The organism is Exiguobacterium sp. s48 (assembly GCF_018617395.1).
Taxonomy (GTDB): domain Bacteria; phylum Bacillota; class Bacilli; order Exiguobacteriales; family Exiguobacteriaceae; genus Exiguobacterium.
The window spans coordinates 1,058,930-1,082,992 of the sequence record NZ_JACSKC010000001.1 but is presented as its reverse complement, the minus strand read 5'-3'; the positions used below and the strand labels follow the sequence as shown (position 1 = coordinate 1,082,992).

20 protein-coding genes and 2 tRNA genes are annotated in these 24,063 nt (G+C 45.2%); 16 read left to right on the top strand and 6 right to left on the bottom strand.

Annotated features, from left to right (window positions below; translation table 11 throughout):
- Positions 1–52: 52 nt before the first annotated feature.
- Both KNO66_RS05615 and KNO66_RS05610 read left to right on the top strand, forming a co-directional pair.
- Positions 53–955, top strand: coding sequence for a deoxyribonuclease IV (locus KNO66_RS05615; protein WP_214742389.1), 903 nt, complete (start codon positions 53–55; stop codon positions 953–955).
- Between the two features lie 3 nt (positions 956–958).
- Positions 959–1,528, top strand: coding sequence for a hypothetical protein (locus tag KNO66_RS05610; protein WP_214741196.1), 570 nt, complete (start codon positions 959–961; stop codon positions 1,526–1,528).
- A gap of 27 nt (positions 1,529–1,555) precedes the next feature.
- On the opposite strand, the gene KNO66_RS05605 is transcribed toward KNO66_RS05610, so the two are convergent.
- The 3 genes from KNO66_RS05605 to KNO66_RS05595 form a co-directional block, all read right to left on the bottom strand.
- On the bottom strand, positions 1,556–1,726 hold the full coding sequence (locus KNO66_RS05605) for a DUF1427 family protein (protein ID WP_074033351.1): 171 nt from the start codon (positions 1,724–1,726) through the stop codon (positions 1,556–1,558).
- Positions 1,727–1,819: 93 nt separating this feature from the next.
- Positions 1,820–3,985: an RNA degradosome polyphosphate kinase gene (locus KNO66_RS05600; RefSeq protein WP_214741194.1), complete on the bottom strand. Its 2,166-nt coding sequence runs from the start codon at positions 3,983–3,985 to the stop codon at positions 1,820–1,822.
- A gap of 2 nt (positions 3,986–3,987) precedes the next feature.
- Positions 3,988–5,517 (bottom strand): Ppx/GppA family phosphatase, encoded by a 1,530-nt coding sequence (locus KNO66_RS05595; protein WP_214741192.1) that lies wholly within the window; start codon positions 5,515–5,517, stop codon positions 3,988–3,990.
- A 282-nt stretch (positions 5,518–5,799) separates the two neighbouring features.
- Between KNO66_RS05595 and tnpB the strand changes: the two genes are divergently transcribed.
- From tnpB to KNO66_RS05570, 5 genes are all read left to right on the top strand, one after another.
- Positions 5,800–6,888, top strand: a complete 1,089-nt coding sequence (tnpB, locus tag KNO66_RS05590) for an IS200/IS605 family element RNA-guided endonuclease TnpB (protein WP_214741190.1) — start codon at positions 5,800–5,802, stop codon at positions 6,886–6,888.
- A 234-nt stretch (positions 6,889–7,122) separates the two neighbouring features.
- Positions 7,123–7,884 (top strand): metal ABC transporter ATP-binding protein, encoded by a 762-nt coding sequence (locus KNO66_RS05585; RefSeq protein ID WP_214741188.1) that lies wholly within the window; start codon positions 7,123–7,125, stop codon positions 7,882–7,884.
- Entirely contained in the window at positions 7,881–8,738 is an 858-nt protein-coding gene (locus KNO66_RS05580; protein WP_214741186.1) for a metal ABC transporter permease, read from the top strand. Before KNO66_RS05585 ends, KNO66_RS05580 begins: the two co-directional genes overlap by 4 nt.
- Positions 8,731–9,156: a Fur family transcriptional regulator gene (locus tag KNO66_RS05575; protein ID WP_214741184.1), complete on the top strand. Its 426-nt coding sequence runs from the start codon at positions 8,731–8,733 to the stop codon at positions 9,154–9,156. The genes KNO66_RS05580 and KNO66_RS05575 overlap by 8 nt, the downstream gene beginning before the upstream one ends.
- Positions 9,157–9,191: 35 nt before the next feature.
- Positions 9,192–10,580, top strand: a complete 1,389-nt coding sequence (locus tag KNO66_RS05570) for an NAD(P)H-hydrate dehydratase (RefSeq protein ID WP_214741182.1) — start codon at positions 9,192–9,194, stop codon at positions 10,578–10,580.
- Between the two features lie 33 nt (positions 10,581–10,613).
- On the opposite strand, the gene KNO66_RS05565 is transcribed toward KNO66_RS05570, so the two are convergent.
- Both KNO66_RS05565 and ispG read right to left on the bottom strand, forming a co-directional pair.
- Positions 10,614–11,198: a hypothetical protein gene (locus KNO66_RS05565; RefSeq protein ID WP_214741180.1), complete on the bottom strand. Its 585-nt coding sequence runs from the start codon at positions 11,196–11,198 to the stop codon at positions 10,614–10,616.
- Between the two features lie 75 nt (positions 11,199–11,273).
- A complete protein-coding gene (gene ispG, locus KNO66_RS05560) occupies positions 11,274–12,395 on the bottom strand; it encodes a flavodoxin-dependent (E)-4-hydroxy-3-methylbut-2-enyl-diphosphate synthase (RefSeq protein WP_214741178.1) in 1,122 nt (373 codons plus the stop codon).
- Between the two features lie 285 nt (positions 12,396–12,680).
- On the opposite strand from ispG, the gene KNO66_RS05555 reads away from it, so the two are divergent.
- Positions 12,681–14,309: a methyl-accepting chemotaxis protein gene (locus tag KNO66_RS05555; protein WP_251128060.1), complete on the top strand. Its 1,629-nt coding sequence runs from the start codon at positions 12,681–12,683 to the stop codon at positions 14,307–14,309.
- A gap of 597 nt (positions 14,310–14,906) precedes the next feature.
- Here KNO66_RS05555 and KNO66_RS05550 read toward each other — a convergent pair.
- Positions 14,907–15,362: a hypothetical protein gene (locus tag KNO66_RS05550; RefSeq protein ID WP_214741176.1), complete on the bottom strand. Its 456-nt coding sequence runs from the start codon at positions 15,360–15,362 to the stop codon at positions 14,907–14,909.
- A gap of 180 nt (positions 15,363–15,542) precedes the next feature.
- On the opposite strand from KNO66_RS05550, the gene KNO66_RS05545 reads away from it, so the two are divergent.
- The 8 genes from KNO66_RS05545 to pstC all read left to right on the top strand — a co-directional run bounded on the left by KNO66_RS05545 (position 15,543) and on the right by pstC (position 24,063).
- On the top strand, positions 15,543–17,186 hold the full coding sequence (locus KNO66_RS05545) for a Na/Pi cotransporter family protein (RefSeq protein WP_214741174.1): 1,644 nt from the start codon (positions 15,543–15,545) through the stop codon (positions 17,184–17,186).
- A 105-nt stretch (positions 17,187–17,291) separates the two neighbouring features.
- Positions 17,292–17,365 (top strand) — tRNA-Met (locus KNO66_RS05540).
- Between the two features lie 7 nt (positions 17,366–17,372).
- Positions 17,373–17,446, top strand: a tRNA-Ile gene (locus KNO66_RS05535).
- A gap of 113 nt (positions 17,447–17,559) precedes the next feature.
- Positions 17,560–19,032: an alpha-amylase gene (locus tag KNO66_RS05530; protein ID WP_214741172.1), complete on the top strand. Its 1,473-nt coding sequence runs from the start codon at positions 17,560–17,562 to the stop codon at positions 19,030–19,032.
- Between the two features lie 84 nt (positions 19,033–19,116).
- Entirely contained in the window at positions 19,117–19,725 is a 609-nt protein-coding gene (locus KNO66_RS05525) for a superoxide dismutase (RefSeq protein ID WP_214741170.1), read from the top strand.
- A 157-nt stretch (positions 19,726–19,882) separates the two neighbouring features.
- Complete coding sequence (locus KNO66_RS05520) at positions 19,883–21,946, top strand: peptidoglycan D,D-transpeptidase FtsI family protein (protein ID WP_214741168.1); 2,064 nt, start codon at positions 19,883–19,885, stop codon at positions 21,944–21,946.
- Between the two features lie 153 nt (positions 21,947–22,099).
- The gene (locus KNO66_RS05515) at positions 22,100–23,035 is read left to right on the top strand and encodes a PstS family phosphate ABC transporter substrate-binding protein (protein WP_214741166.1); all 936 of its coding nucleotides are present in this window, start codon (positions 22,100–22,102) and stop codon (positions 23,033–23,035) included.
- Between the two features lie 83 nt (positions 23,036–23,118).
- Entirely contained in the window at positions 23,119–24,063 is a 945-nt protein-coding gene (gene pstC, locus KNO66_RS05510; RefSeq protein ID WP_214741164.1) for a phosphate ABC transporter permease subunit PstC, read from the top strand.

The following is a 24,063-nucleotide window of genomic DNA, read 5'->3' as shown; positions in this document are numbered from 1 at the left end:
GTTCTTCTTTTTGTGTAAACTAAAGAGAGAAGAAAATGAAGGGAAGATGATGATGTTAAAAATAGGTTCACACGTTTCGGTATCCGGAAAAAAGATGTTACTTGCAGGTAGTGAAGAGGCTGTTTCTTATGGTGCAAACACGATGATGGTATATACAGGAGCTCCTCAAAATACAAGACGTAAACCAATCGAAGACTTAAATATCGAGGCAGCACTCAAACATATGGCGGCACATGACATCGAAGAGATTGTCGTCCATGCTCCATATATTATTAACCTTGGTAATACGACAAAACCCGAGACATTCGAATTGGCTGTGTCCTTTTTAACACAGGAATTAAAACGGGCTGAAGCACTTCAAGTCGCACGACACGTTGTCCTTCACCCAGGTGCCCATGTCGGTGCCGGGGAAGAAGTCGGTCTCGCTCGAATCATCGAAGGCCTCAATGAAGTGTTAACGGGAGACGAACAAGTGAAGATCGCACTCGAAACGATGGCTGGGAAAGGCAGTGAACTTGGGAAGACGTTTGAGGAACTGGCGACTATTATTGAAGGTGTGACGCACAACGATCGCTTGTCTGTTTGCTTTGATACGTGCCACGTCCATGATGCGGGATATGATTTGGTCGGTAATTTAGACGGCGTCATCGAAGAATTCGATCGCATCGTCGGGCTCGATCGTCTCGGTGTCATTCATGTGAACGATTCGAAGAACGTGCGCGGTGCTAAAAAAGACCGTCATGAAAACATCGGGTACGGAGAGATTGGATTTGATACGCTAAATCGTATTATTCATCATGAAGCATTCGCGCATCTGCCGAAAATTTTAGAGACGCCTTATATCCCGATTAGTGAAAAAACAAAAGTCGCCCCATACAAACAAGAGATCGAAATGTTCCGTGCGAATCAATTTGATCCTGAATGGCGTGAACGCTTCACGCTTGCCCATCAATAAGCGATGACGATTCTACAGGTCGATCCAAATCGATATGATGTATGGAACGCCTTTCCGAAATATTTTCTTGAACAGAGTCCCGTTTATGTGAAAGGTTCGGTGACGACACCGACAGCATTCATCGAAGTGTTAGGGCATGGTATTGTGGCGGAGGCTGAAGTACTGCTAGAGGAAAGGATTGAACGACCCGACGATCCGTATTGGATCGGTCTGGAGAAAGAAGAGGTCGCGATGTATAGCCTCGTAGACTTAATTCAACTTCATTTTCATCATCCCCTATTACAGGTGGGGATGTATGGGGCAGATGAATCCTACGAGTCGATTCGGAAGAAATGGATGGATGGTTATCATGTACCGTCATCTAAATGGACGAAAGAGACATATGAGGCGCATTTGTTTCGTGAAAGGCTTATTGCGCCGAATGCGACATCAACAACGTGCACGGTATGCGGTATCGATTTATTTGAACGATATGGAAACGATGCATACAAACTGATGGAATATCACATAGAAGACGATTATGAAATTTTGGTATGTCCAACCTGTCATAAAGCCATTCATACGTTAGACTAAAAAAACGATGCCCGAGGCATCGTTTTTTTAGAATGGCCAGTTCGCCACCACGAATTGATAAACTTTCATCCCGAGGAAAACCCCGAAGATTCCGACGACACCTGGTAACACCGGTGGGGCCGGTAATGGTAATTTGAGTGCAGTGAAGATGGCACCGCAAATCAGACCTGCGAGTAATGATAATAGAATCTCTTGCATATAAAATTCCTCCGTCTCTATAAATGAAAGCGCTTTATCATGATATAACCGAATTTATTATACAATGACTACCTTCATTTGAGAAGTCTAACATCAGTCATCTGTCATTTTCTCGTTTTCTGCTCGCAATCGTAAAACTTCACGTTCTGCCCAATTCGAAGGTTCTCGTTCGAACACGCTCGGAATGTTATTCCAGCGACCACCTGTATATTGATGGATGACAATTTGAGACTGGATTTCTTCCGCGTTGTTCTCTCGCTTCACATAGACATAGTAACCGTCAGACCGTTGCTTTCTCGCTTTGACATTATCGACAAGCTGAAGTGCCAGCATGTCTTTGATGTACGATTTGTGTGACGTGTTGAGGATGGGGAATAGAATTTCAATTCGTTTTTTCATGTTTCGAGTCATCCAGTCCGCCGAGGAGCAGTATAAGTCTTCTTTTCCATTTTGATAGAAGTAGAAGATTCGGGAGTGTTCGAGATATCGGTCGATAATCGAGATCACTTGAATGTTTTCAGAGACTCCTTTAATTCCAGGTCGGAGGCAACAGATACCACGTATGATCAAATCAATCTTCACGCCTGCGGATGAGGCATCGTACAATTTTGTGATGATGGAACGATCCGTAATTGAATTCATTTTTGCAACAATCCGACCATTCCCGTATTTTTCGTGTAACTTGATCTCTTCTTCAATTTTATTAAGAAAAAAGTCTTTCATATCGTCAGGAGAAGTTTCGAACTGATGCCAAGATGGTCTTTCTCCGTACCCGGACAACCAGTTGAAAAAATTCGTAGCATCTTCCGCTAGTTCCTCATTGGTCGTAAGAAGCCCGATATCCGTGTACAGTTTTGCCGTAGAGTCGTTATAGTTGCCCGTCCCTAGGTGGACAAAACGCTGCAGTACCCCGCCTTCTAATATACGGACGACGAGTGTGATTTTAGAATGTGTTTTCAATTCTTTATAACCGTAAATCACGTGGGCTCCGGCTTTTTCAAGTTGTTTTGCCCATTGAATGTTTTTCTCTTCATCAAACCGTGCTTTCAGTTCGACGAGCACGGTCACTTGCTTCCCACTCTCGGCTGCATCGGTCAACGCTTTGATGATGGGAGAGTCTCCAGACACACGATAGAGTGTCTGTTTAATCGCTAATACGTTCGGATCTTTCGCCGCTTGAGCGATGAATCGGACAATTGGATCAAACGAGTGATACGGATGATGAAGAAGGTAGTCCTGTTTCGCGACACTTTGGAATAAATCTTTTCCTGACTCGAGACCTTCTGGGATGAATGGAATGAGCGTTTCATTGATCATTTCATCATATTCCATCCCGATTTGACTATAAACACCAAACAGGAATGTCAAATCGATTGGGCCATCGACGATGAAGATATCTCGGTCATGCAAATCAAGCACGTCTTGAAGCATAAACAACAGTTCTTTCCGTAACGAACGTTGCTGAACTTCAAGTCGGATCGCAACACCATAGCGGCGTTTTTTTAACTCTTTTTCAATTTGCTTCAATACGTCACGACTGCCTTCCTCATGAAACGGCATGTCAGCATTGCGCGTGATTCGAAACGGCATTGTCGATTCAACCACGAATCCTTTGAATAGGGAGTCGATAAATTGAATAATCAAATCTTCAAGCAAAATTAAATCCGTATGCTCTTCTTCGTCCGTCGGAAGTTCTAAATAACGAGGAAGTACGGATGGTACTTGAACGAGGGCAAGTCGCTTTTTCCCTTCACCGTTTGAAGCAATTTCAACGGCGATATTTAATGATTTAGATAAGAGCATCGGAAATGGGCGATAGGCATCGACCGCAATGGGAGTTAAGACAGGAAAAACATGCGTCCGAAAATATTCTTTCACGAATTCCATTTGTTGCTTGTTCAAATGCTTTGTCCGCAAAAAGCGGACATTTTGGTTTGAAAGGTGCTTCGTGATTTTTTTGTAAGTCGCGTATTGTGTCTCGACGAGTTCTTGGGCGCGCATCGTAATGGCTTTGATTTGTTGTTTTGGCGTCAATCCCGTTTTGTCCTCTGGTCGGTTGAATCCGGCGAGCACCTCGTCCTTTAATCCACCGACACGTACCATATAAAACTCATCGAGGTTCGAACTAAAGATAGCTAGAAATTTTAAGCGTTCCATGAGTGGGTTTCGCTCGTCCATCGCTTCTTCAAGAACGCGTGAATTGAAGTCGAGCCAGCTAAGTTCACGATTGTTGAAATGATCATACGTATAATCGGACATGTTTATTCCTCCTCGCTCAAGACAATCTCAATCGATTGATCAATCGCGCGCTCTAAATGTTTTTTATGTCGGGTACTTCGTTGCAACTCGAAGCGGGCAGACCCGTTCGTATCAAGTGTGATTGTGATCCCATCCTTTGAACTTGATACGTGGAGATCGGTTATGATTTGTCGTTCTGTCAAATCGAGGGCATCGACGAGCTTGACGATTGAACCGAGTAATTCGAGACTCTTTAACAGCTTTTGATCAAACCACTTTGGAAAGGCCTCGATGTGTTGTTCTAATACTCGTTTCGATTTAAAGGATGTGACAAGGGCCAGTGCGAGCCGATCTTCATTGTTCAACCCTTTAAAATCATTCGTGGTGATCAGGTGAAACGTATGATCACTCTTATTGTTATGGTCGATATATTCCCCGACGTATGCAAGACGACAGGCACCTTCAAGGAGACCTGGTTCAAACGGTTTTGGTTTAATCGCTTTTTCTTCAATCAATCCTGTGTACAGTTGACGTGCCAAATGAATCAAATGTTGATGACGCGTAGGGTTCACATCATATTGTTTTTCAAAGTGACGAAAACTCTCCTCTTTCACATCGGCAAAACGGACCTTGTCGTGCTCCTCTAAATAATTCTCATAAAAGAGACCCTCCCGCAGTCCGTTATTGCTCATCGTGAACTCGGGTACTTTTAAATAGTTTGCGAGCTCGCCGATTGCTGTGACGGCAGGGGCGATGATATCGATGCGGTCTTTTGAGAGACCATCCAACCGTCCCAGTTGTTTACTCGACATGCCGACGAGTTCGTCTACGACTTCTTCGAGTTGATCAGCAGAAATCGTGTATTGATGAATTCCTTCAAGTGGGAAGTTTGATAGGGTCTGCTCGACACGCACCAAGTTACGAGCCGTTCCACCGACACCGACGAGAGGGACACCATGTGGTTCTAGCCATTCAATTTCTTTAAATGCTTTCTTTAAGTAGGAAGTGAGCGCCTTTCGTTCATCTTTCGTCATTGTCTCATCTTTCATAAATTCCTTCGTCAACGTCACGGCACCAAATGGAAAGCTGTGATAAAAGACGAGTTCTCGGTTTTGGAAATAGGTGACCTCCATCGACCCCCCGCCAATATCAACGGAGTAGCCGTCCTCCACGTAGGTAGAGTTGACGATGGCGGAGTAGCCATAAAAGGCTTCTTCATAATCACTCAGTAAGCGAATCGTCATTCCAGTTGCTTGTTTCACGCTTTGAAGAATGTCGTCCGAGTTATTCGCGTTTCGAATGGCAGCCGTCGCAACCGGGATGACCTCGGTTACCACATGATATTCGTTCAGTTCTTTAAAATGACGTAGTGTATGGATCAGTGAGTCGATCCCCTCGTCTGTCATTTCATTCGAATCATCAATATGACTCGATAACCGGGCAACCTCCTTCACGTTCAAGCGCTCAAAGTATTGTCCTTCATCATTCACTTCAAAAATGACATTTCGAATTGAGTTGGAGCCAATATCAATGACTGCAAGCTTCTTTTCCATAAAACCATCCCCTTCATAGTTCTAGTTTAATCGACTAGGTTTTGAACGAACATACGATTTACGTGAATTTTAACAAAAGTAGGCGAAAATTCTCCCTTCTCTAAGCGTCTCGGGGCGAAGCCCGGCGTAGGTGGGAGATGAATCGCCCGGTCCGAAAGTCTTATCTCCCTATGACAGATGTGACGAACAAAAGTTCGTGATTCCGTCAGATTCTCCCTCCCCCTCCGCGGGTATCGGATGAGGAAGACACATCACAATCTGCTGAGGGGAGGAGGGACAGACATGCTGAAAGGCTACAAATATAGGCTTCACCCGACGCCTGCACAGGCCGAGTTCCTCATCAAGACGATCGGCTGCGCCCGGTTCATCTACAACAAGCTGCTCGAGGACCGCATCGCCATCCGCGAGGAGGCGAAAGCGGGGACCGGATTGAGACGGAAACCGGCGACACCCGCCTCCTACAAGCCCTTGTTCCCGTTCCTCGCCGAGGCGGACAGCCTCGCGCTCGCGAACGCGAAGCTGAACCTCGACACCGCGTTCGCGAAGTTCTTCGCCGGGACGGACGGCTTCCCGGTCTTCAAGTCGAGACGACGGTCGCGCGCCTCCTACACGACGAACAACCAGCATGGCACGATCCGCATCGAGGCGGGCAAGGTCCGGCTGCCGAAGGTCGGGTTCGTGCGGTTCACCCAACATCGCCCGTTCGAGGGAATCATTAAGTCGGCGACGGTCTCGATGACGAGGACGGGCAAGTTCTTCATCTCCATCCTCGTCAAACAGGAGGATGAACCATGGATCCCAGCCGAGAACAAGGTCGGGATCGATCTCGGTCTGGAACATTTCGCCGTCATGACGAACGACACGATGGTCTCGGAGAAAATCGAAAACCCACGTTTCCTTCGACAATCCGAAGCGAAGGTCAAGAAGGCGCAACGCGCGCTGTCACGCAAGAAGATCGGGAGTAAAAATCGTGAAAAAGCCAAGTTACTTTTGGCTAAGAAACACGAAAAGATTGCGAATCAACGCAAGGACTTCCTTCACAAGCTGTCGAGACGAATCGTTGACGAGAACCAAGTCATCGTCGTGGAGACATTGACATCGAAGGACATGATGAAGGATCACAAGGTGGCGAAGTCCATCGGAGATGTCAGTTGGTACGAGTTCGTCCGGCAACTCGAGTACAAATCAAACTTCTACGGACGGACGCTCATCAAGGCGGATCAATGGTTCGCATCTACTCAAATCTGTTCCACTTGCGGCGTAAAAGGCGAGAGGAAGGCGATGGATGTCCGTGAATGGACGTGTGCCTGTGGCGCGCATCATGACCGTGACATCAACGCGAGCATCAACCTGTTGAGGTTGGCCGACTGACAACCATTCAGGGCAGGGACTGCCCGACGAGCTTGGTCCATAACCGTGGCTGGTGAGAGCACGGTCTTCCCAAGAAGCTACCACTTCAATTTGCGAAGCAAATAAGTGGTGAGTAGTTCACACGATTGAATGATCTAAATCAGTCTTGCTTGAAGGTGTGTCTAATATTCTGTATAATACAAACGCCTAGGAAGTAGAAATGATTACGATTTAACAAATGAGAGAAGGGATTAGATGACTACATCCGTCGTCAAATTAAGTGACGTGTCTTATTTCTATGACGGGACACCCGCATTACAACATGTATCCATCGATATTCGACAAGGGGACTTTGTCGCGATCGTGGGGGAAAATGGGTCTGGGAAATCGACGTTGATTCGAACCATCCTCGGTTTACTCAATCCTCAGCAAGGATCAGTCGAATTGTTCGGCAAACCCATTTCGCAATTTAAAGATAAGTCTCGTATCAGTTACGTTTCCCAAAAAGCGGCTTCATTTAACTCGGGATTCCCTGTCACCGTTGAAGAAGTGGTGGCCATGGGGCGTTACGGACGCCTCGGTTTGTTCAAGCGTCTGAAAGTAGAAGATCAAGCTGCGATTCAAAATGCACTTGAAACCGTAAATATGTGGCAATTTCGACATCGGAAAATTGGAGACCTATCAGGGGGACAGCAACAGCGCGTCTTTATTGCACGAGCGATGGTCAACCAACCTGATTTGTTGATTCTCGATGAGCCGACAGTCGGTGTCGATCAAAAGCATTTACAAGATTTTTATGAAGTGTTGCATATGTTGAGAGAGCATACGACATGTACATTTGTCCTCGTCACGCACGATTTAAACGTAGTGACCGACCTTGTCACAAAAGTCATTCATCTCGACCGTGGACGCTTGGCCTGTAATTGTGGACTAAGAGAATACAGTGAACTTGGAGAGCTCGCATCGTCCATCAAACCTTATCCGGTCAAAGTGCTCGTTCATGAGGGTACGATATGATTAGCGATCTCTGGACATACAGCTTTTTACGTTATGCGTTCATCGCAGCACTTGTCATCGGGTTCACAGCCCCGTTAATCGGTTCATTCATCGTGGTGAGACGAATGAGCTTGATCGCCGATGCACTGTCACATATGACGCTTGCCGGAATTTCGTTCAGCTTATTTCTCGGACAATATATTGCTCTCTTCGCTGATCTCAACCCTCTTTATATGGGAACGCTCATCTCCGTATTGGCGGCACTCGGACTCAATTGGTTACGTGGTAAATATGTACACTTTCAAGAGTTATCGATTCCAATTATGATGTCTGCGGGTATGGGACTTAGTGCCATTTTCATCTCGCTTTCTAGAGGGTTTTCCGTCGACTTGTCGACACTCCTGTTCGGATCGATTTCTGCCGTGAGTCAATCAGATATCACACTGATCGTGAGTGTGGCGATTTTGACAGTCCTCATTATTTTTATTTTTTATAAGCAGTTACTATTTTTATCGTTTGATGAAGAACAGGCAAAAGTATCAGGGCTACCTAGTACGATCCTTCATTTGATGTTCATGTTTGTTGTCGCACTTGTCATCGCGGTCAGTATGCGCATTGTCGGGACACTCCTCGTGTCTAGCTTAATTACGCTACCGGTCGCGGCAGCGTTACGTTTCACTTCGAGCTTTAAACAAACCATTCTCTGGTCCATCATCTTTGGTGAAGTGGCGACCATCGGAGGACTCGTTCTCGCCTATGACCTTGATGTTGCGCCAGGTGGGGTGATTGTATTGATTGCAGTCGGTATTCTTGCCGCGGTTATGGCTCTTGAGAAAGTGATGAGTCTGAAGAAAAAGGAGGTACAACATGAATGAAGCCGAACAATTAAACCGTCTTCGTGCGTCTTCCTTAAAAGTAACTCCGAAACGGATTGAAATGTATGCTTATCTCTCGGAAGAAGATCGCTACATTAGTGCGAAAGAAGTATTAGAATATATGCGAGATAAGCATCCGACAATGAGTTTTGATACGGTATATCGAAACTTAAAATCATTTGCCGAAGAGGGGCTTTTAGAAGCGACAGAACTCGATGGTGAAAAGTCGTTCCGAGTTACATGTAGCGCAACACATCATCATCACCATTTGATTTGTCGTAGTTGTGGGAAGACGAAACTACTCGATCTATGTCCGATGCGCTTCGTTGAGGCGTTAGATCCGGATTTCGAAGTGGTTGATCATAAATTCGAGATATATGGGTATTGTAAACAATGTAAGCAAAAGGGATTGAATTGATTCAATCCCTTTTTTGTATCGAAAGGGGAGGTCAGATGATTTATACTGCTGCTGAAATCAAACAAATCGATGAACAAGTGATTCAACAAGGAATGCCTGAGGCGGTGTTGATGGAACGAGCGGCATCGGCAATTGTTCCTAAACTGCACATTCGAGAGAACGCAAAGATTTTAGTCATTTGTGGGAAGGGGAACAATGGGGGAGACGGTTGGGTCGTGGCAAGAGAACTCGCCATAAAAGGTCATACGGTGAGCGTTTGGTCTCCTCTAGGTGAATTGAAAACGGATGCGGCTCAGACGCATGCGACCTATGCTTCACAATTCGTTCAAATCGTTGAACAACCGATTCAATCTGACTTCATTATCGATGCCTTGTTTGGGGTTGGATTGAGCGTTCCTGTGACGGGGCAGGCGCGAGAGGTCATTGAGTGGGTCAATCAACAAGCAGTCCCTGTATTATCGATTGATGTCCCTTCAGGTATACCGAGTGATCATGCTCGAGGTTTTGACGGTATGGCCATCCGTGCGACACATACATATTGTTTGCACGGCTTCAAACGTTCTGCCTTTTTAAATCGAACAGCCCCATATTATGGTGAAGTGGAACGAATCGATATCGGGATTCCGCATACATCCGATTGGAACGTCTTATCCGAATCGGATTTTGATCGATCTCTTCTTGAGCGAGACCGATACAGCCATAAGACAGATTATGGGCACGGTTTACTCATCGGAGGGAGTCGACATTTGCTTGGTGCCCCATTTTTAGGGGGGCGAGCGGCGATCCGTTCCGGCATCGGTTTATTGAATTTATCCATCCCAAGAGAAGCGAATCCTCTTATATCGACATTACCCGAAGCGATGTACAATCAACACACTGACGCTTTAGACCGTTCATATGATGCGATTGCTATCGGTCCAGGCATGGTAGAAGGGGAAGGAATCGACCACGTGTGGCAACAAGTGAGCCGTCAGAAGTGTCCGATCATTGTAGATGCTGGTGCCCTTGCGGCGAAACGGTTGGAGTCCCATGGCCCACTCATTCTCACTCCTCATCCAGGCGAATTTTCCAGACTGACTGGTCAATCGGTCGAGGATATCGAAGCGGATCGATTCTCCATCGCTAGTGAGTTCGCGAAACAGCATCGAGTCCATTTGATTTTAAAGGGCACCTATACGCTGATCGTTTCACCAAACGGGACGGGTGCCGTTAATACTGTCGAAGCGTCCGCGTTAGCAAAAGGTGGGAGTGGGGACGTATTGACAGGAATCTTACTTGCGTTATGGGCTAGAAAAGAAAAGTCTTCGTCACCGAGTGAACAGGCGGTGCTATGGCATGCGCTCGCTGCCAAATCGATTAGCCGGACGATACACCCTGCAAGTGTACTTGCAAGCGATGTGATCGAAGAACTCGGACGAATGTAAATAGGCAATCCCGATTCAAATCGGGATTGCCTATTAGCGTTGTTGTAGAATGATTTGTTTTTCCATTTGTGCGACGTGATGATGTGCTTCGCTCCATGTCGATATGCGAGTTACGCCCTTTGGTAACGTCTTGCGATTATAGGGGGCATCAAATAAGAGTACCGGGATTGATGTTTCTTCATGGATTGAAATCGCATTCTCATATCGGTCTTCCATAAACAGTTCGAGTGACAAGTCCTTGACGACATTGATTTTATCGTGAGAACCCGTCATAACCAACGAGTCGAGCGGTAGTCGATAGGTCATGATCCATTCCTCTGTGACGGGACGAACGGCCTCACTGCGGGCAGTAACGTAATGTAGATGATGTTGTTGTTTTAATTCCCACAACACATCCTGTACGTCGGAATGGGGCAGGGAGCGGCGGTATATAGCCTCTTCATGTCCTTCCTCAATCATAAACTTCCAAAAATCATGTTGGTTCATCGTCGTGTACGTATGCAACTCGTACTCAGTCGCACGAGGGTAATCAATTGAATAACCGAGTGATTCATTCATATATAGAAAACAACTTTTGGGGTCTGTAACGGTTCCGTCCAAATCAATGCCGATTCGCATCTCATCACTCCTCCTCACATGCCCTCTATTCTATCAAAAACCCGTACGGTTGCAACCGTACGGGAATGAGGATCATTAATTTGATTGATTCGCGAGTTCTTGTTCTTCGCGTTCACGTTCAGCCATTTTTTCAGCAGCGATGGCGTCGATTTCTTTTTTCAATTCTTCGACCATCGTTGCTTCAGGTACTTTACGGATGATTTTCCCGTGACGGAAGAGAAGCCCTTCATTACGTGCTCCGGCGATTCCGATATCGGCTTCACGAGCCTCACCCGGACCGTTTACCGCGCATCCGAGAACGGCGACTTTAATGTTGACGTTGATGTTTTGAATGTAGTCTTCTACTTCTTTTGCAATCGAAATCAAATCGATTTCAATTCGTCCACATGTCGGACAAGAGATCAAAGTCGCGGCATTTGCTGCAAGTCCGAATGACTTGAGCACTTCTTTCGCAACCTTTACTTCTTCAACCGGGTCATCTGAAAGTGAAACTCGAACCGTCGATCCGATTCCAAGAGAGAGAATCGCACCGAGTCCGGCAGCCGATTTAAGTGAACCAGAGAAGAGCGGACCTGATTCTGTGATACCCACATGAAGTGGATAGTCGAACGTCTTCGCTGCGAGTGTATATGCTTCAAGAGCAAGGTTTACGTCTGAAGCTTTGAGCGAGATGATCGTGTTGTAGAAGCCGAGGTCCTCGAGAATCTTCACGTGGTGCATCGCACTCTCGACCATACCTTGAGCGGTTGGATATCCATACTTTTCAAGGAATTGTTTTTCTAATGAACCGGCGTTGACACCGATGCGAATTGGAATCCCTTTTGCCTTTGCCGCGTTTACGACGGCCTCTACTTTTTCACGGCGACCGATGTTACCCGGGTTAATCCGGATTTTATCGACGCCACTTTCGATAGCTTTTAAAGCAAGCTTGTAGTCGAAGTGAATGTCGACGACGAGCGGGATATTAATGCGGCTCTTGATTTCTGCAAGTGCGTCAGCAGCACGTTCGTCTGGACAAGCGACACGAACGATTTGACAACCCGCTTCTTCAAGGCGTTTGATTTCAGCGACCGTCGCTTCGACGTCGTGCGTTTTTGTTGTTGTCATTGACTGAATAATGACTTCATTCGATCCTCCGATAATCAAGTTACCGACACGAATCGGACGGGTTAATGAACGATGCAAAATTTCTGACATATACGTAATCTCCTTCTTTTGGACAAAATCCAATCGATTTAAGATGATAAGGTTTCTTCATTATCATAACGAAAAGAATGTGAAAAAGCATCTAGGATGCGTGACGGATGTGTGCTCTTTACAAACTCTAACGCTATCTTAACATCTACTTCATAATTTTCCACCGTCTGAAGACCGATATATAGACGAGAATAGAAAAAGAGGTGGCGTGTCGTGAAGTGGAATGTCAAACGAAATTTGTTTCAAGTATTTTATAGAAAAGAAAAAACAAACAAAAAAATGAAAATGGCGCATCGTTTGCAGTGGACATTGATGCCGATTGTTCTTCTTGTATTTGTGATTACGTTTGGCTGGTTCGCAATCAAGTCTGAACAATTGTTGACTTCAGAAATTGAGCAACGCCTCATTCGTGAAGTCACGGTCATGAGAGAATCAATCAAGACCTCGTATAGTGCGTATGTGGCGAGCGAAAAACAGCTAAACCGGTCTTTAAAGTCAACATATATGCAACAAGCTTCAATTTTATCGGGGGATGACATTGAAGCAGCACAATTTTTGGTGAACGGTGAATCCATTGATCAACTCTCCGGTAAACAAGGAATGAAATCTGACGAATTGTTAAATGGGATAACTGAACCTTCGAGACCGGAAGTTCAGGATTCAGACCGCTTTTTCATTGCATCGGTTCCTATTCCTGAATTGAAGGCAGATTATGTACTCGTCGTCACTAAGGAGTCTGTACTGGGTCCGATGAATGAATTGAGAAAGTATATTTTTTATATCGTGTTAATTGCAATGCTCGGAATGACCATCCTGTTTACACGGTTGATTCACAACGAAGTAAAACCGTTAAGTCGATTGGCCAATTCGTTGCGTCATGCCGTTGAATCACGTCGATTTGATGAAGTGACGCTCGGAGCGAAATCTGACGAAATGCACATGTTAGAAACCGAGTTCAATACCTTTATTGATTTATGGAATCAATCGATGGAGATGATGGGAAAAACCGCGAGTGCCTTTCATATGAGTCTTCCCGTCTTTAAACAGGAGCTTTTGAACAGTCATAACCAAGTTGAGCAGTTTCGAGAAGTCGCCGCCACGGTAGAGCATACAAGTCATTCTTATCAAACCGTAACGAGCGGTTCGACGTTGAAAATGAAAGAAGTCACGCGACAAATCGAAATGCTAGAACGGCAAATGACGAGTGTAGATGCACGTGGAAATCAATTGAAAACCATTTTACAAGATGAACTCGAAACATTCTCGTCTGTCAAAGAGGTAAGTGATTATGTCGAACGTCAAGTCGCGTCGATTCAACATAAATTGATGGATAGTGAAAAAAATTCATCCAAAGCAGACGAGGCACTGCGAAGTATTCTATCGGTCTCTGGCGCAACAAAGATGCTATCATTGAATGCATCGATAGAGGCAGCACGAGCAGGTGAGCATGGGAAAGGATTTGCGGTCGTTGCCAGTGAGGTCGGGAATTTGGCGAAGATGACAAACGAAGCCACCTTACTAGCAGTCAACGCGATTGAAACGCTAAACGCAGAACGGACAGATTTACTTTCAGAAGTCAATGATTTTATTGAAGAAGTGCATCTGTTAAAAGATACTGTAAGTCGTGTCGAGTTAGGGATCGAAACAATCGATCGTGAGATAAAAGTTCAGCTAGATGAATTTCAGGCGATTTCGGTCCATACGACAAGTACTGGGCAACAACTTTTTCATTTAATGGAATCGAATGAGCAACTACGAGAGATTAGTTCGTTGCTTGAACGGAAATTGATGGAATTGAACGAAGGTGTCGATCGTTGGTCAGATGTTCAGCATGCCCTTCAAGAAGCGGGCACGAATCTAGGAGACCAAAGTGAGGCATTGAACCATACGCTAAAAGAATTGTCACCAACATAAACAAAACGTCGGGCTCAAGAGGCCCGACGTTCAGACTGTAGACAAAGTATAGGTCTTATGCCCAATCCGGACATGGCTCGCTTTCCTAGGGGCAAGCAGGGAGCCGCATCGCGACTGCGTCACTGCTGGGTCTCCCTTTGCTTGCTATTCCCTCAGGAGTCTCGCCTGCCCGTTCTTGGTCACCTTTTGTCCTCCGTCCCATATAATGGTGTGAGAAGAACACACAGGGGCGGATCTGATGATCAACAAGTCGACACCATCCATCCTTCACGGTCTGACGAACGGAACGGATGTTGAACAGTGGCCCGAGGAGGATGATCTCGGCGTTTACCTTCCCTTTCCCCTAAAACATCGATTCAAAGTAAATACCGAGCTTTTTCTTCGGCCGTCGTGGCCTTAGAAAAAGACAAACGGCCGCCAGGTGACGACCGTTTGCGTTGCTCGCCCGACGGCGCCCCGACTCCTACAGGAAAGCAATCCGACGGAGACCCAGCAGCGACCTGGGTCGCGATGCGGCTCCGGGATTGCCTGAGGAAAGCGTGGGCGCCGGAAGGACGAGTTCGAGCATGTTATTTGTCAACAAGCTGAACGTCGGGCTCAAGAGGCCCGACGTTGTTTTGGTTGTGGCACTTTTGTAAGGGGATAGCTAATGTAGGCGAGACCAATCATCAAGCCGAGAGCTAAAAAATCAGGGTTCACATGATTGAGAATGACCAATATCAATGTCGGAACGAGGGTCATCGACACGGCATATGGCCAAGCTTGACGATACGCCCACTTACTTTTCGAATAGATTTTTGTAAACAGTTGTACATAGAGTGCCATGATTGCGACCCATATCAAATAAAAAAAGAAGACGGCGAAGCCGTGTAGGAATAGCCACATGGGAATAAAGAAATCCGGTCGAATTACAAGAAAGTCTAGCATTGTAATGAGGAGCGTTAAGATAAATGTGGCTCCCATATATGCATGGAGCGGGGCTAGACGAAGACGCAATACGCGCTTAGATGGGATTAGACTAGTTCGAAGAAACGTCAAAATAGTGGACAACATACTGAAAACTCCAATCTGTTATATTACAGAAACTGATAAAAACCTCAAAATGGTACAGTGTATTAATAAAACTTTTACATAAAACGTGTTTACATGAAGATACCGATGAAGGCATAATGAGTAGGGCATTAAAAACCAAGCAAATCCAACCAATTCTTAATTAAAAGGAGTACAAAAATCGTGGAATACAATTTGCAAGAAATGTTATTCATGTTTTTTGGAGGTCTAGGGATCTTCCTCTTCGGGATCAAATCGATGGGAGACGGACTCCAAAAGTCTGCAGGGAATCGCCTGCGAGACATCCTAGATAAGTATACAACGAATCCATTCCTTGGTGTACTCGCCGGGATTATCGTTACTGTATTGATTCAATCATCTTCAGGTACAACCGTCATTACGGTAGGTCTTGTTAGCGCCGGCTTCATGACACTTCGTCAAGCAATCGGGGTTATTATGGGGGCTAACATTGGTACGACGGTCACAGCATTCATCATCGGATTTGATGTCGGTGAATATTCACTTCCAATGATTGCAATCGGTGCAGTTCTTCTCTTCTTCTTTAAGAAAGAACGTTACCAGCACCTCGGACAAATCATCTTCGGACTTGGGGCATTGTTCTATGGTCTTGAATTGATGGGAGACGGGATGCGCCCACTTCGCTCAAGTGAGTATTTCATCGACTTGACGCAATCAATGAGTGACAACCCATTCCTCGGTGTCATCGTCGGTACTGTCTTTACAGTAATCGTTCAGTCATCTTCTGCTACAATCGGGATTTTGCAAGAACTTTATGCAGGTGGCTCAATCGATTTGAGTGCCGCACTTCCTGTATTGTTTGGTGATAACATCGGGACAACGATTACCGCGATCTTGGCATCAATTGGTGCATCAGTTGCCGCACGCCGTGCCGCAGCAGCACACGTAATCTTTAACTTAATCGGGACAACAATCTTCATGATCCTGTTGATTCCATTCACGAACTATATTTACTGGATTACAGATTTCTTAGCAATTGAAGATAAAATGCAAATCGCATTCGCTCACGGAACGTTCAACGTCGTCAACACATTGATTCAATTCTGGTTCATCGGATCAATTGCATGGCTCGTGACGAAATTGGTTCCAGGTGAAGACTCAATCGTCGACACGAAAGCACAACACTTAGATCCAATCTTCATTCAACAATCACCATCTATCGCTGTAGAACAAGCGAAATACGAAGTGATCCGCATGGGAGACTTCGCAAAACTTGGTCTTGATGAAGCACGTAACTATTTGACGTCTGGCGACAAGAAACATGCTGAAAAATCAGCACACATCGAAGAAGCCTTAAATTCGTTAAATGCGAAGATTACAGACTATCTCGTAAAATTGGCTGCAGTTGATTTGACAGAACAAGAGTCGCAAGAGCATAAGACACTCATGCATGCAATCAACGACATCGAACGAATCGGTGACCACGTAGAAAACATCATCGAGTTGATCGATTATAAGACAGCTACAAAAGTAACACTTTCTTCAGAAGCACAAAAAGAATTGACTGAAATGTACGACCTTACACGTGCGACGTTAGAGAAGTCACTTCAAACGTTAGCAAGCGGCGATATGGTCGAAGCACGTAAAGTCATTGAAATGGAAGCGAAACTCGACATGCTCGAGCGTCAATTCCGTAAAAACCACGTCGTTCGTTTGAACACGGGTGCATGTGATGGACAAGCAGGTATGTTCTTCGTTGATATGCTCTCGAACTTGGAGCGAATCGGTGACCATGCGATGAACATCACAGAAATCACGCTTGAAGATGCAAACGAAGTAACCGTATAACATGTAAGCACTCCAATTAAAATTGGGGTGCTTTTTCTTATTTGGCAAGGAATACTCCTTGACACTCTACATCATATTCAGTATATTATTACTGTATAACAACATGGCGGTGTAGCTCAGCTGGCTAGAGCGTACGGTTCATACCCGTGAGGTCGTGGGTTCGACTCCCTCCGCCGCTATTTATAAGGACCCTTAGCTCAGCTGGTTAGAGCAGACGGCTCATAACCGTCCGGTCGTAGGTTCAAGTCCTACAGGGTCCATTCGTCGGCGACATCACTTTGTGACTGTCGCTTTTTTGTTTTCAAACTAAAATTGCTGGGTAAATAGTCGTTAGCATTTTGTTTTTTGAAAAATATGAAATGAGGCGAACAAAATGGAACGAAATCACACCATGATGCAGTTTTTTGAGTGGCACGTCGAAGCAGACCAAAAACACTGGAAGCGACTAAAAGAGAGAGCTAAAGATTTAAATAAAGCTGGAATCACGGCGCTATGGCTACCACCTGTTACAAAAGGACAAAGTAGTGAGGATACGGGATACGGCATTTATGACTTATATGACTTAGGTGAGTTCGATCAAAAAGGGACAGTTGCCACGAAATATGGGACGAAGAAAGAACTTCTTGAAGCAACATCGTATTGTCAGCAAGAACTCGGGATGCAGATTTATATGGATGTCGTCATGAATCATAAAGCGGGTGCAGACGCGACCGAGAAGTTTAATGTATTAGAAGTCGATCCGAATGACCGCACAAAAGTATTGTCAGATGAGGAGTTTGAAATCGAAGGTTGGACGAAGTTTGACTATGAAGCGCGTGATGGGAAGTATTCATCGTTCAAATGGAATTTTAACCACTTCAATGGTACGGATTATGATGCCGCGACCGATCGTTCTGGTATCTTCTTCATCGTTGGAGAGAATAAACGATGGAATGATAATGTCGATGATGAGTTCGGTGTCTATGATTATCTCATGTTTGCGAATATCGATTATCATCATCCTGAAGTTCGGGAAGAAGTATTAAACTGGGGAAAATGGTTCATCGAAGAGACGAAGTGTGATGGTTTTCGTCTTGACGCCATCAAACATATCAACTATGACTTTGTAAAAGAGTTTAGTCAGACGATGCGCGATGAAAAAGGTGATGACTTCTATTTCGTCGGAGAGTTTTGGAAATCAGACCTCGATGCCTGTCGTGAGTTTCTTGATAACATCGATTATAACGTCGATTTGTTCGATGTTCCGCTTCATTATAAATTGCATCAAGCCTCGGAAGAAGGGGCAGCGTTTGATATGCGCACCATTTTTGATGATACGCTCGTTCAGTCACACCCACTTCACTCGGTGACGTTTGTGGACAATCACGATTCACAGCCTGAAGAGGCGCTTGAGTCATGGGTGAAAGATTGGTTCAAGCAAATCGCTTACGGTCTCGTCCTACTTCGTAAAGATGGATACCCTTGTGTATTTTACGGAGATTATTATGGAATCGACGGTCCTCATCCAACCGACGGAATGAGACTTGCAATCAATACGTTGCTCTACGCCCGTCGTGAAAAAGCATATGGGAAACAAGAAGATTATTTTGATGACCCGAATGTGATTGGATGGGTTCGTCATGGTGTAGAAGAAATCGATCGTTCCGGATGTGCCGTTCTCATTTCAACTTCAGACGAAGCTGAAAAAAGAATGTTCGTCGGAGAAGCGCGCGCGGGAGAGACGTGGGTCGATTTGACGAATACACGTGAAGATAAAATTGAGATTGATGATGAAGGATTTGGGGTATTTAAAGTGGCGGCGGGATCTATTTCGGTCTGGGCATTACCAGAAGAAGATGTAGAATGAAGCATTACAATTGAGTCGACCGTCACAAATCTGTTACATTTAAGACGAACGTTGTTCAAAACACATTTAAGGGGGATTTTAGTAATGGCTAAATTTGAATTACCACAACTTGATTACGCATATGATGCACTCGAACCACACATTGACGCACGCACGATGGAAATCCACCACACAAAACACCACAACACTTACGTTACAAACGTAAACAATGCACTCGAAGGGAAAGATGTGGAGTACTCTTCACTCGAAGACTTGCTTCAAAAAATCGATTCGCTTCCTGCTGACATTCAAACTGCTGTCCGTAACAATGGTGGCGGCCACTGGAACCACTCATTCTTCTGGAAACTCTTGAAGAAGAACGAAAATGGTACACCATCTGGTGAACTCGCTGCTGCGATTGATGAATCGTTCGGTAGTTTCGAAGCATTCAAGGATGAGTTCACGAAAGCTGCAACAACTCGTTTCGGTTCAGGATGGGCATGGCTCGCCGTGAAAAATGGAAAACTCGAAGTAACGTCTACACCAAACCAAGACTCACCGATCATGGAAGGCGTTACGCCGATCCTCGGACTCGATGTTTGGGAACACGCTTACTACTTGAACTACCAAAACCGTCGTCCTGACTACATCAACGCATTCTTCCACGTCATCGACTGGGATTATGTCGGAACGTTGTACGCAGACGCAAAATAAGTTGACATCACCCGAGATTCTCATGAGAGTCTCGGGTTTTTTTATGCTTTTCATTATTTTGTAAACAAATTATGATATAGTGAAAAACGGACAAAATGACAGGAATCTCTGTCTTCTTTCATATAGAAGGAATTGATTGCGGAAGGAGTTAACGGACTTGGCTAAAAATCGTGTGAAAGTGCCGAAGAAACGGCGAAACCACTTACCGTTACGCTTGAATTTACTATTTTTCATCGTCTTTATTCTCTTTGCGACCCTTATATTCCGATTAGGTGTCGTTCAAATCGTGAACGGAGAATTAATCGCGCGGGAAGTACAGAAAACAGAGTCGAGTAAAATCAAATATGAGGTACCGCGTGGGAAAATTTATGATCGGAACGGTCAAGTGCTAGCGGACACCATTTCGAACTATTCGGTCATGTATCGTCGTTCGCAAGTGACGAAAACAGATGAACGATTGGACGTTGCGAAAAAATTGGCGGAAATCGTGGATATTCCAAAAGATGACCGCAAGATGACGGAACGTGACCGGAAAGACTATTGGATCGCAACAAATCCAGAGTTGGCGCAAGAGCGTACGCAAGCGTTATTAGAAGAGTTGTCAGAAGAGGAGCGGGCCGCGCTATCCAACCAGGAAGTGGACCGACTCTTACTCGACTCCATCACAGAAGAGGAAATTACGTTTGATGATGCGACAGAAGAAATCATCGCCATCAAACACAATATGGAGAGCGGATATGCGCTCGACCCACAAGTCATTAAAATCGGAGCGAGTCCGAAAGAGATGGCAGTCATTGAAGAAAACTTAGAACTGTTGCCTGGTGTCAGTGTCGAGCCTTATTATCAACGGGATTACCCGTTCGGCGATACGTTTAAGAGCTTCTTAGGAAGCTATCGCCAAATCCCGGCAGAACAACGAGCATCTTATCAGGCGAAAGGTTATGGGTTGAATGACCGTGTCGGGACTTCTTATTTGGAACAACAATATGAAGATGTCCTTCGTGGAACGCCTGCATACGATGTCTTTACTACCTTCAAAGGGGAGCCGGTCGGGGAGCCGACGCGAGTGAGCGGGAATCCAGGAAAAGATATCGTCTTGTCGACAGACATTGAATTCCAAAAAGAAGTCGATGAAATTTTGAAAAAGGCAATTCGCGCTGGACGGTCTGGCAGTCCACATTTCGATCGGGCGTTCGCAGTCGTCATGAACCCTCAGACGGGCGAACTGTTGGCACTTTCTGGACAAGAACTTGATTTAGAAACGAATGAGTTTAAAGACGTTTCAACAGGTACTGTCCTTCGGGCGAGCCAAATCGGATCTACCATTAAAGGCGCCACGGTCGCCTATGGATTTGAAGAAGGAGTCGTCAAACCGGGAGAATATATTTACGATGCTCCGATTCGAATCGGTTCGTCTGTGAAAGCTTCATATCGAAATATGGGCAACATCAACGACTTAGATGCTCTTGCGATGTCTTCGAACATCTACATGTTCCAAATCGCGTTGCGCTTGGCTGACTACTATTCGACAGGTCAAATCGTCGGAGAAAATGTCACACAAGCATTTGAAACGATGGAACACTACTATAAACAATTCGGACTCGGAATCGAAACGGGAATCGACTTGCCATTTGAGTCAACCGGTTTCCGCAGTGTACCGGACCGTGTCACGCTCCTCATGGATATGGCCATCGGACAATATATTTCTTATACGCCGATTCAATTGGCCCAATATACATCTGCCTTAGCAAATGGGGGATATCGTGTGCAACCGCACTTGTTAAAAGAAATCATTGAACCAGGTTCGCTTGATGAAAACAATAAACAAGTCGTTAGCACGTTCCAGCCGAATGCATTAAACAAAGTCAATATTCAAGACGAATACATTCAGCGCGTTCGTGAAGGGTATCGTCAAGGGGTAGAATCATCATCCGGATCATCTCGTATTTTGCAACTGACTGGTATGACTGCTGCCGGTAAAACGGGAACAGCGCAAGCGATCGCTGAAGGCGAAGACGGTCAGGCAAAACGAAATGCGAACGGAGAACCAATCAAGACGTTGAACTCAAACCATGTCGGTTGGGCGCCTTATGATAACCCTGAAATTGCATGGGCAATCATTATGCCAGGTCTTGAGGCAGAGGGGATTAACACTCGTGTCGCACATGACATCATGAAAGCTTACTTCAATCTAGAAGATGTGAATGCAATGCTTCAATAAAAGGAGTCACTTTGGTGACTTCTTTTTTTGTCTTTACAATTCTTTTACGTTCCGTTTATTTCTCGTTAATAGAAGTTCATTAGGATATTAATTGTAGGACAGAACAACAGATCCACAACAAAAATCAAAGCAAACTCAAGGAGGACGTCACAAATGTCTTGGATGAAAAAATCAGCTTTACTCGCTTCAATCACTTCAGTCGCACTCGTAGGTGCTGCTTGTGGGAATAACGAAGAAGGCGGCGCTGCTGAAGGCGATGCGCTATCAGGAAAAGTCGTCATGGACGGATCATCAACTGTATTCCCAATCATGGAAGCAGTCGCAGAAGAATATTCAGCTGAACAACCAGAAGTTGAAGTGACAGTCGGTGTCTCTGGAACGGGTGGTGGATTCAAGCGCTTCGTGACGGGAGAAACTGATTTCTCAAACGCGTCACGTGAAATTAAAGAAGAAGAAGCTGCTGAAGCTGAGAAAAATGGTGTGGAATTCACACAACTTGCAGTTGCACTTGACGGTCTTTCACTTGTTGTGAACCCGGCAAACGATTGGGCACAAGATATTACAATTGAAGAATTGAAAAAAATGTGGACAGATACAAGCGTGAAAACATGGAAAGACGTTCGCTCTGACTGGCCAGATGAAGAAATTTCATTCTTCGCACCAGGTAAAGATTCAGGTACGTACGATTTCTTCGACGAGAAAGTTCTTGATGAAGTCGATATTCGTCAAGACGCACAATTGTCTGAAGATGACAACGTACTCGTAACAGGTGTAGCTGGAACAGAGGGTGCAATCGGATTCTTCGGATTCGCTTACTACCTTGAGAACCAAGATACACTCCGTGCATTGAAAGTTGAAGGCATTGAACCAACACATGAAACAATCAACGATTTGTCTTACCCGCTCTCGCGTGAGATTTACACGTACGTCAACAACGCTTCGTTGAAAGACAAAGAGCAAGTTGCGGACTTCGCACGTTTCATGAACGAAAATGCAGCTGATCTTTCTGAAGAAGTCGGTTACGTGAAAATGGAACAAGACCGTTACGATGAAAACATGAAGATGATTGATGAGATCGCTGGAGAATAAGATGATGGGTGGCAGAAGGTGAGACACGGTCTCGCCTTCTCGCCATGCTTTCTAGTATGAAGAGGTAGGGAGCGATACACGAGATGAACCAACCAAAAAAAGAGCTCTCGATTCGAGAGATGATTCAACAAAATAAGCAAAAAAAATATAGTACGACGAACGTGTTTGATAAAATCATGCCGTTCTTATTATTCTTGAGCGCATTCGTATCAGTCGTTACGACGATCGGTATTGCGTTCACACTAGGATTTGAGCTATTCAAATTCTTCGAACGAGTCCCTGTCGCTGAATTTTTAGGTTCGACAGAATGGTATCCACTAAGTGCAGATCAGCGCTTCGGGGTATGGGCTCTCGTCATGGGAACACTCCAAATTACTGTAATTGCGATGATTGTCGCCGTTCCACTTGGTTTGGCATCAGCCATCTATTTAAGTGAATATGCTTCTGAACGGGCTCGCCGAGTGTTGAAGCCGATTTTAGAAGTGTTAGCCGGTGTGCCGACCATCGTATTCGGTTTCTTCGCTTTGTCGTTCATCACACCAGTATTACAGGCACTCATTCCAGGACTTCAAATTTATAATGCACTCAGTCCAGGGATTGTTGTCGGAATCATGATTATTCCGATGATTGCATCGATTTCTGAAGATGCGATGAGTGCAGTGCCTAAAAAAATCCGTGATGGTGCGCTTGGTCTTGGTGCAACGCGCCTTGAAGTAGCGACGAAAGTGGTTATGCCTGCAGCAACGTCGGGAATCATTGCCTCAATCGTTCTTGGGATGAGTCGTGCGATTGGTGAGACGATGATTGTGACGATCGCCGGTGGTTCACAACCGAACTTTGAGTTCAACCCACTGAATGCGATTCAAACGATGACTGCTTATATCGTTCAAATCGCGAAAGGTGATGCAGGTTACGGCACAATCGAATATTACAGTATCTATGCGGTCGGTGCGTTATTGTTCGTCTTTACTCTTGTGATGAACTTATTCGCAAACTGGGTGACGCGCCGCTTCAGAGAGGAGTACTAA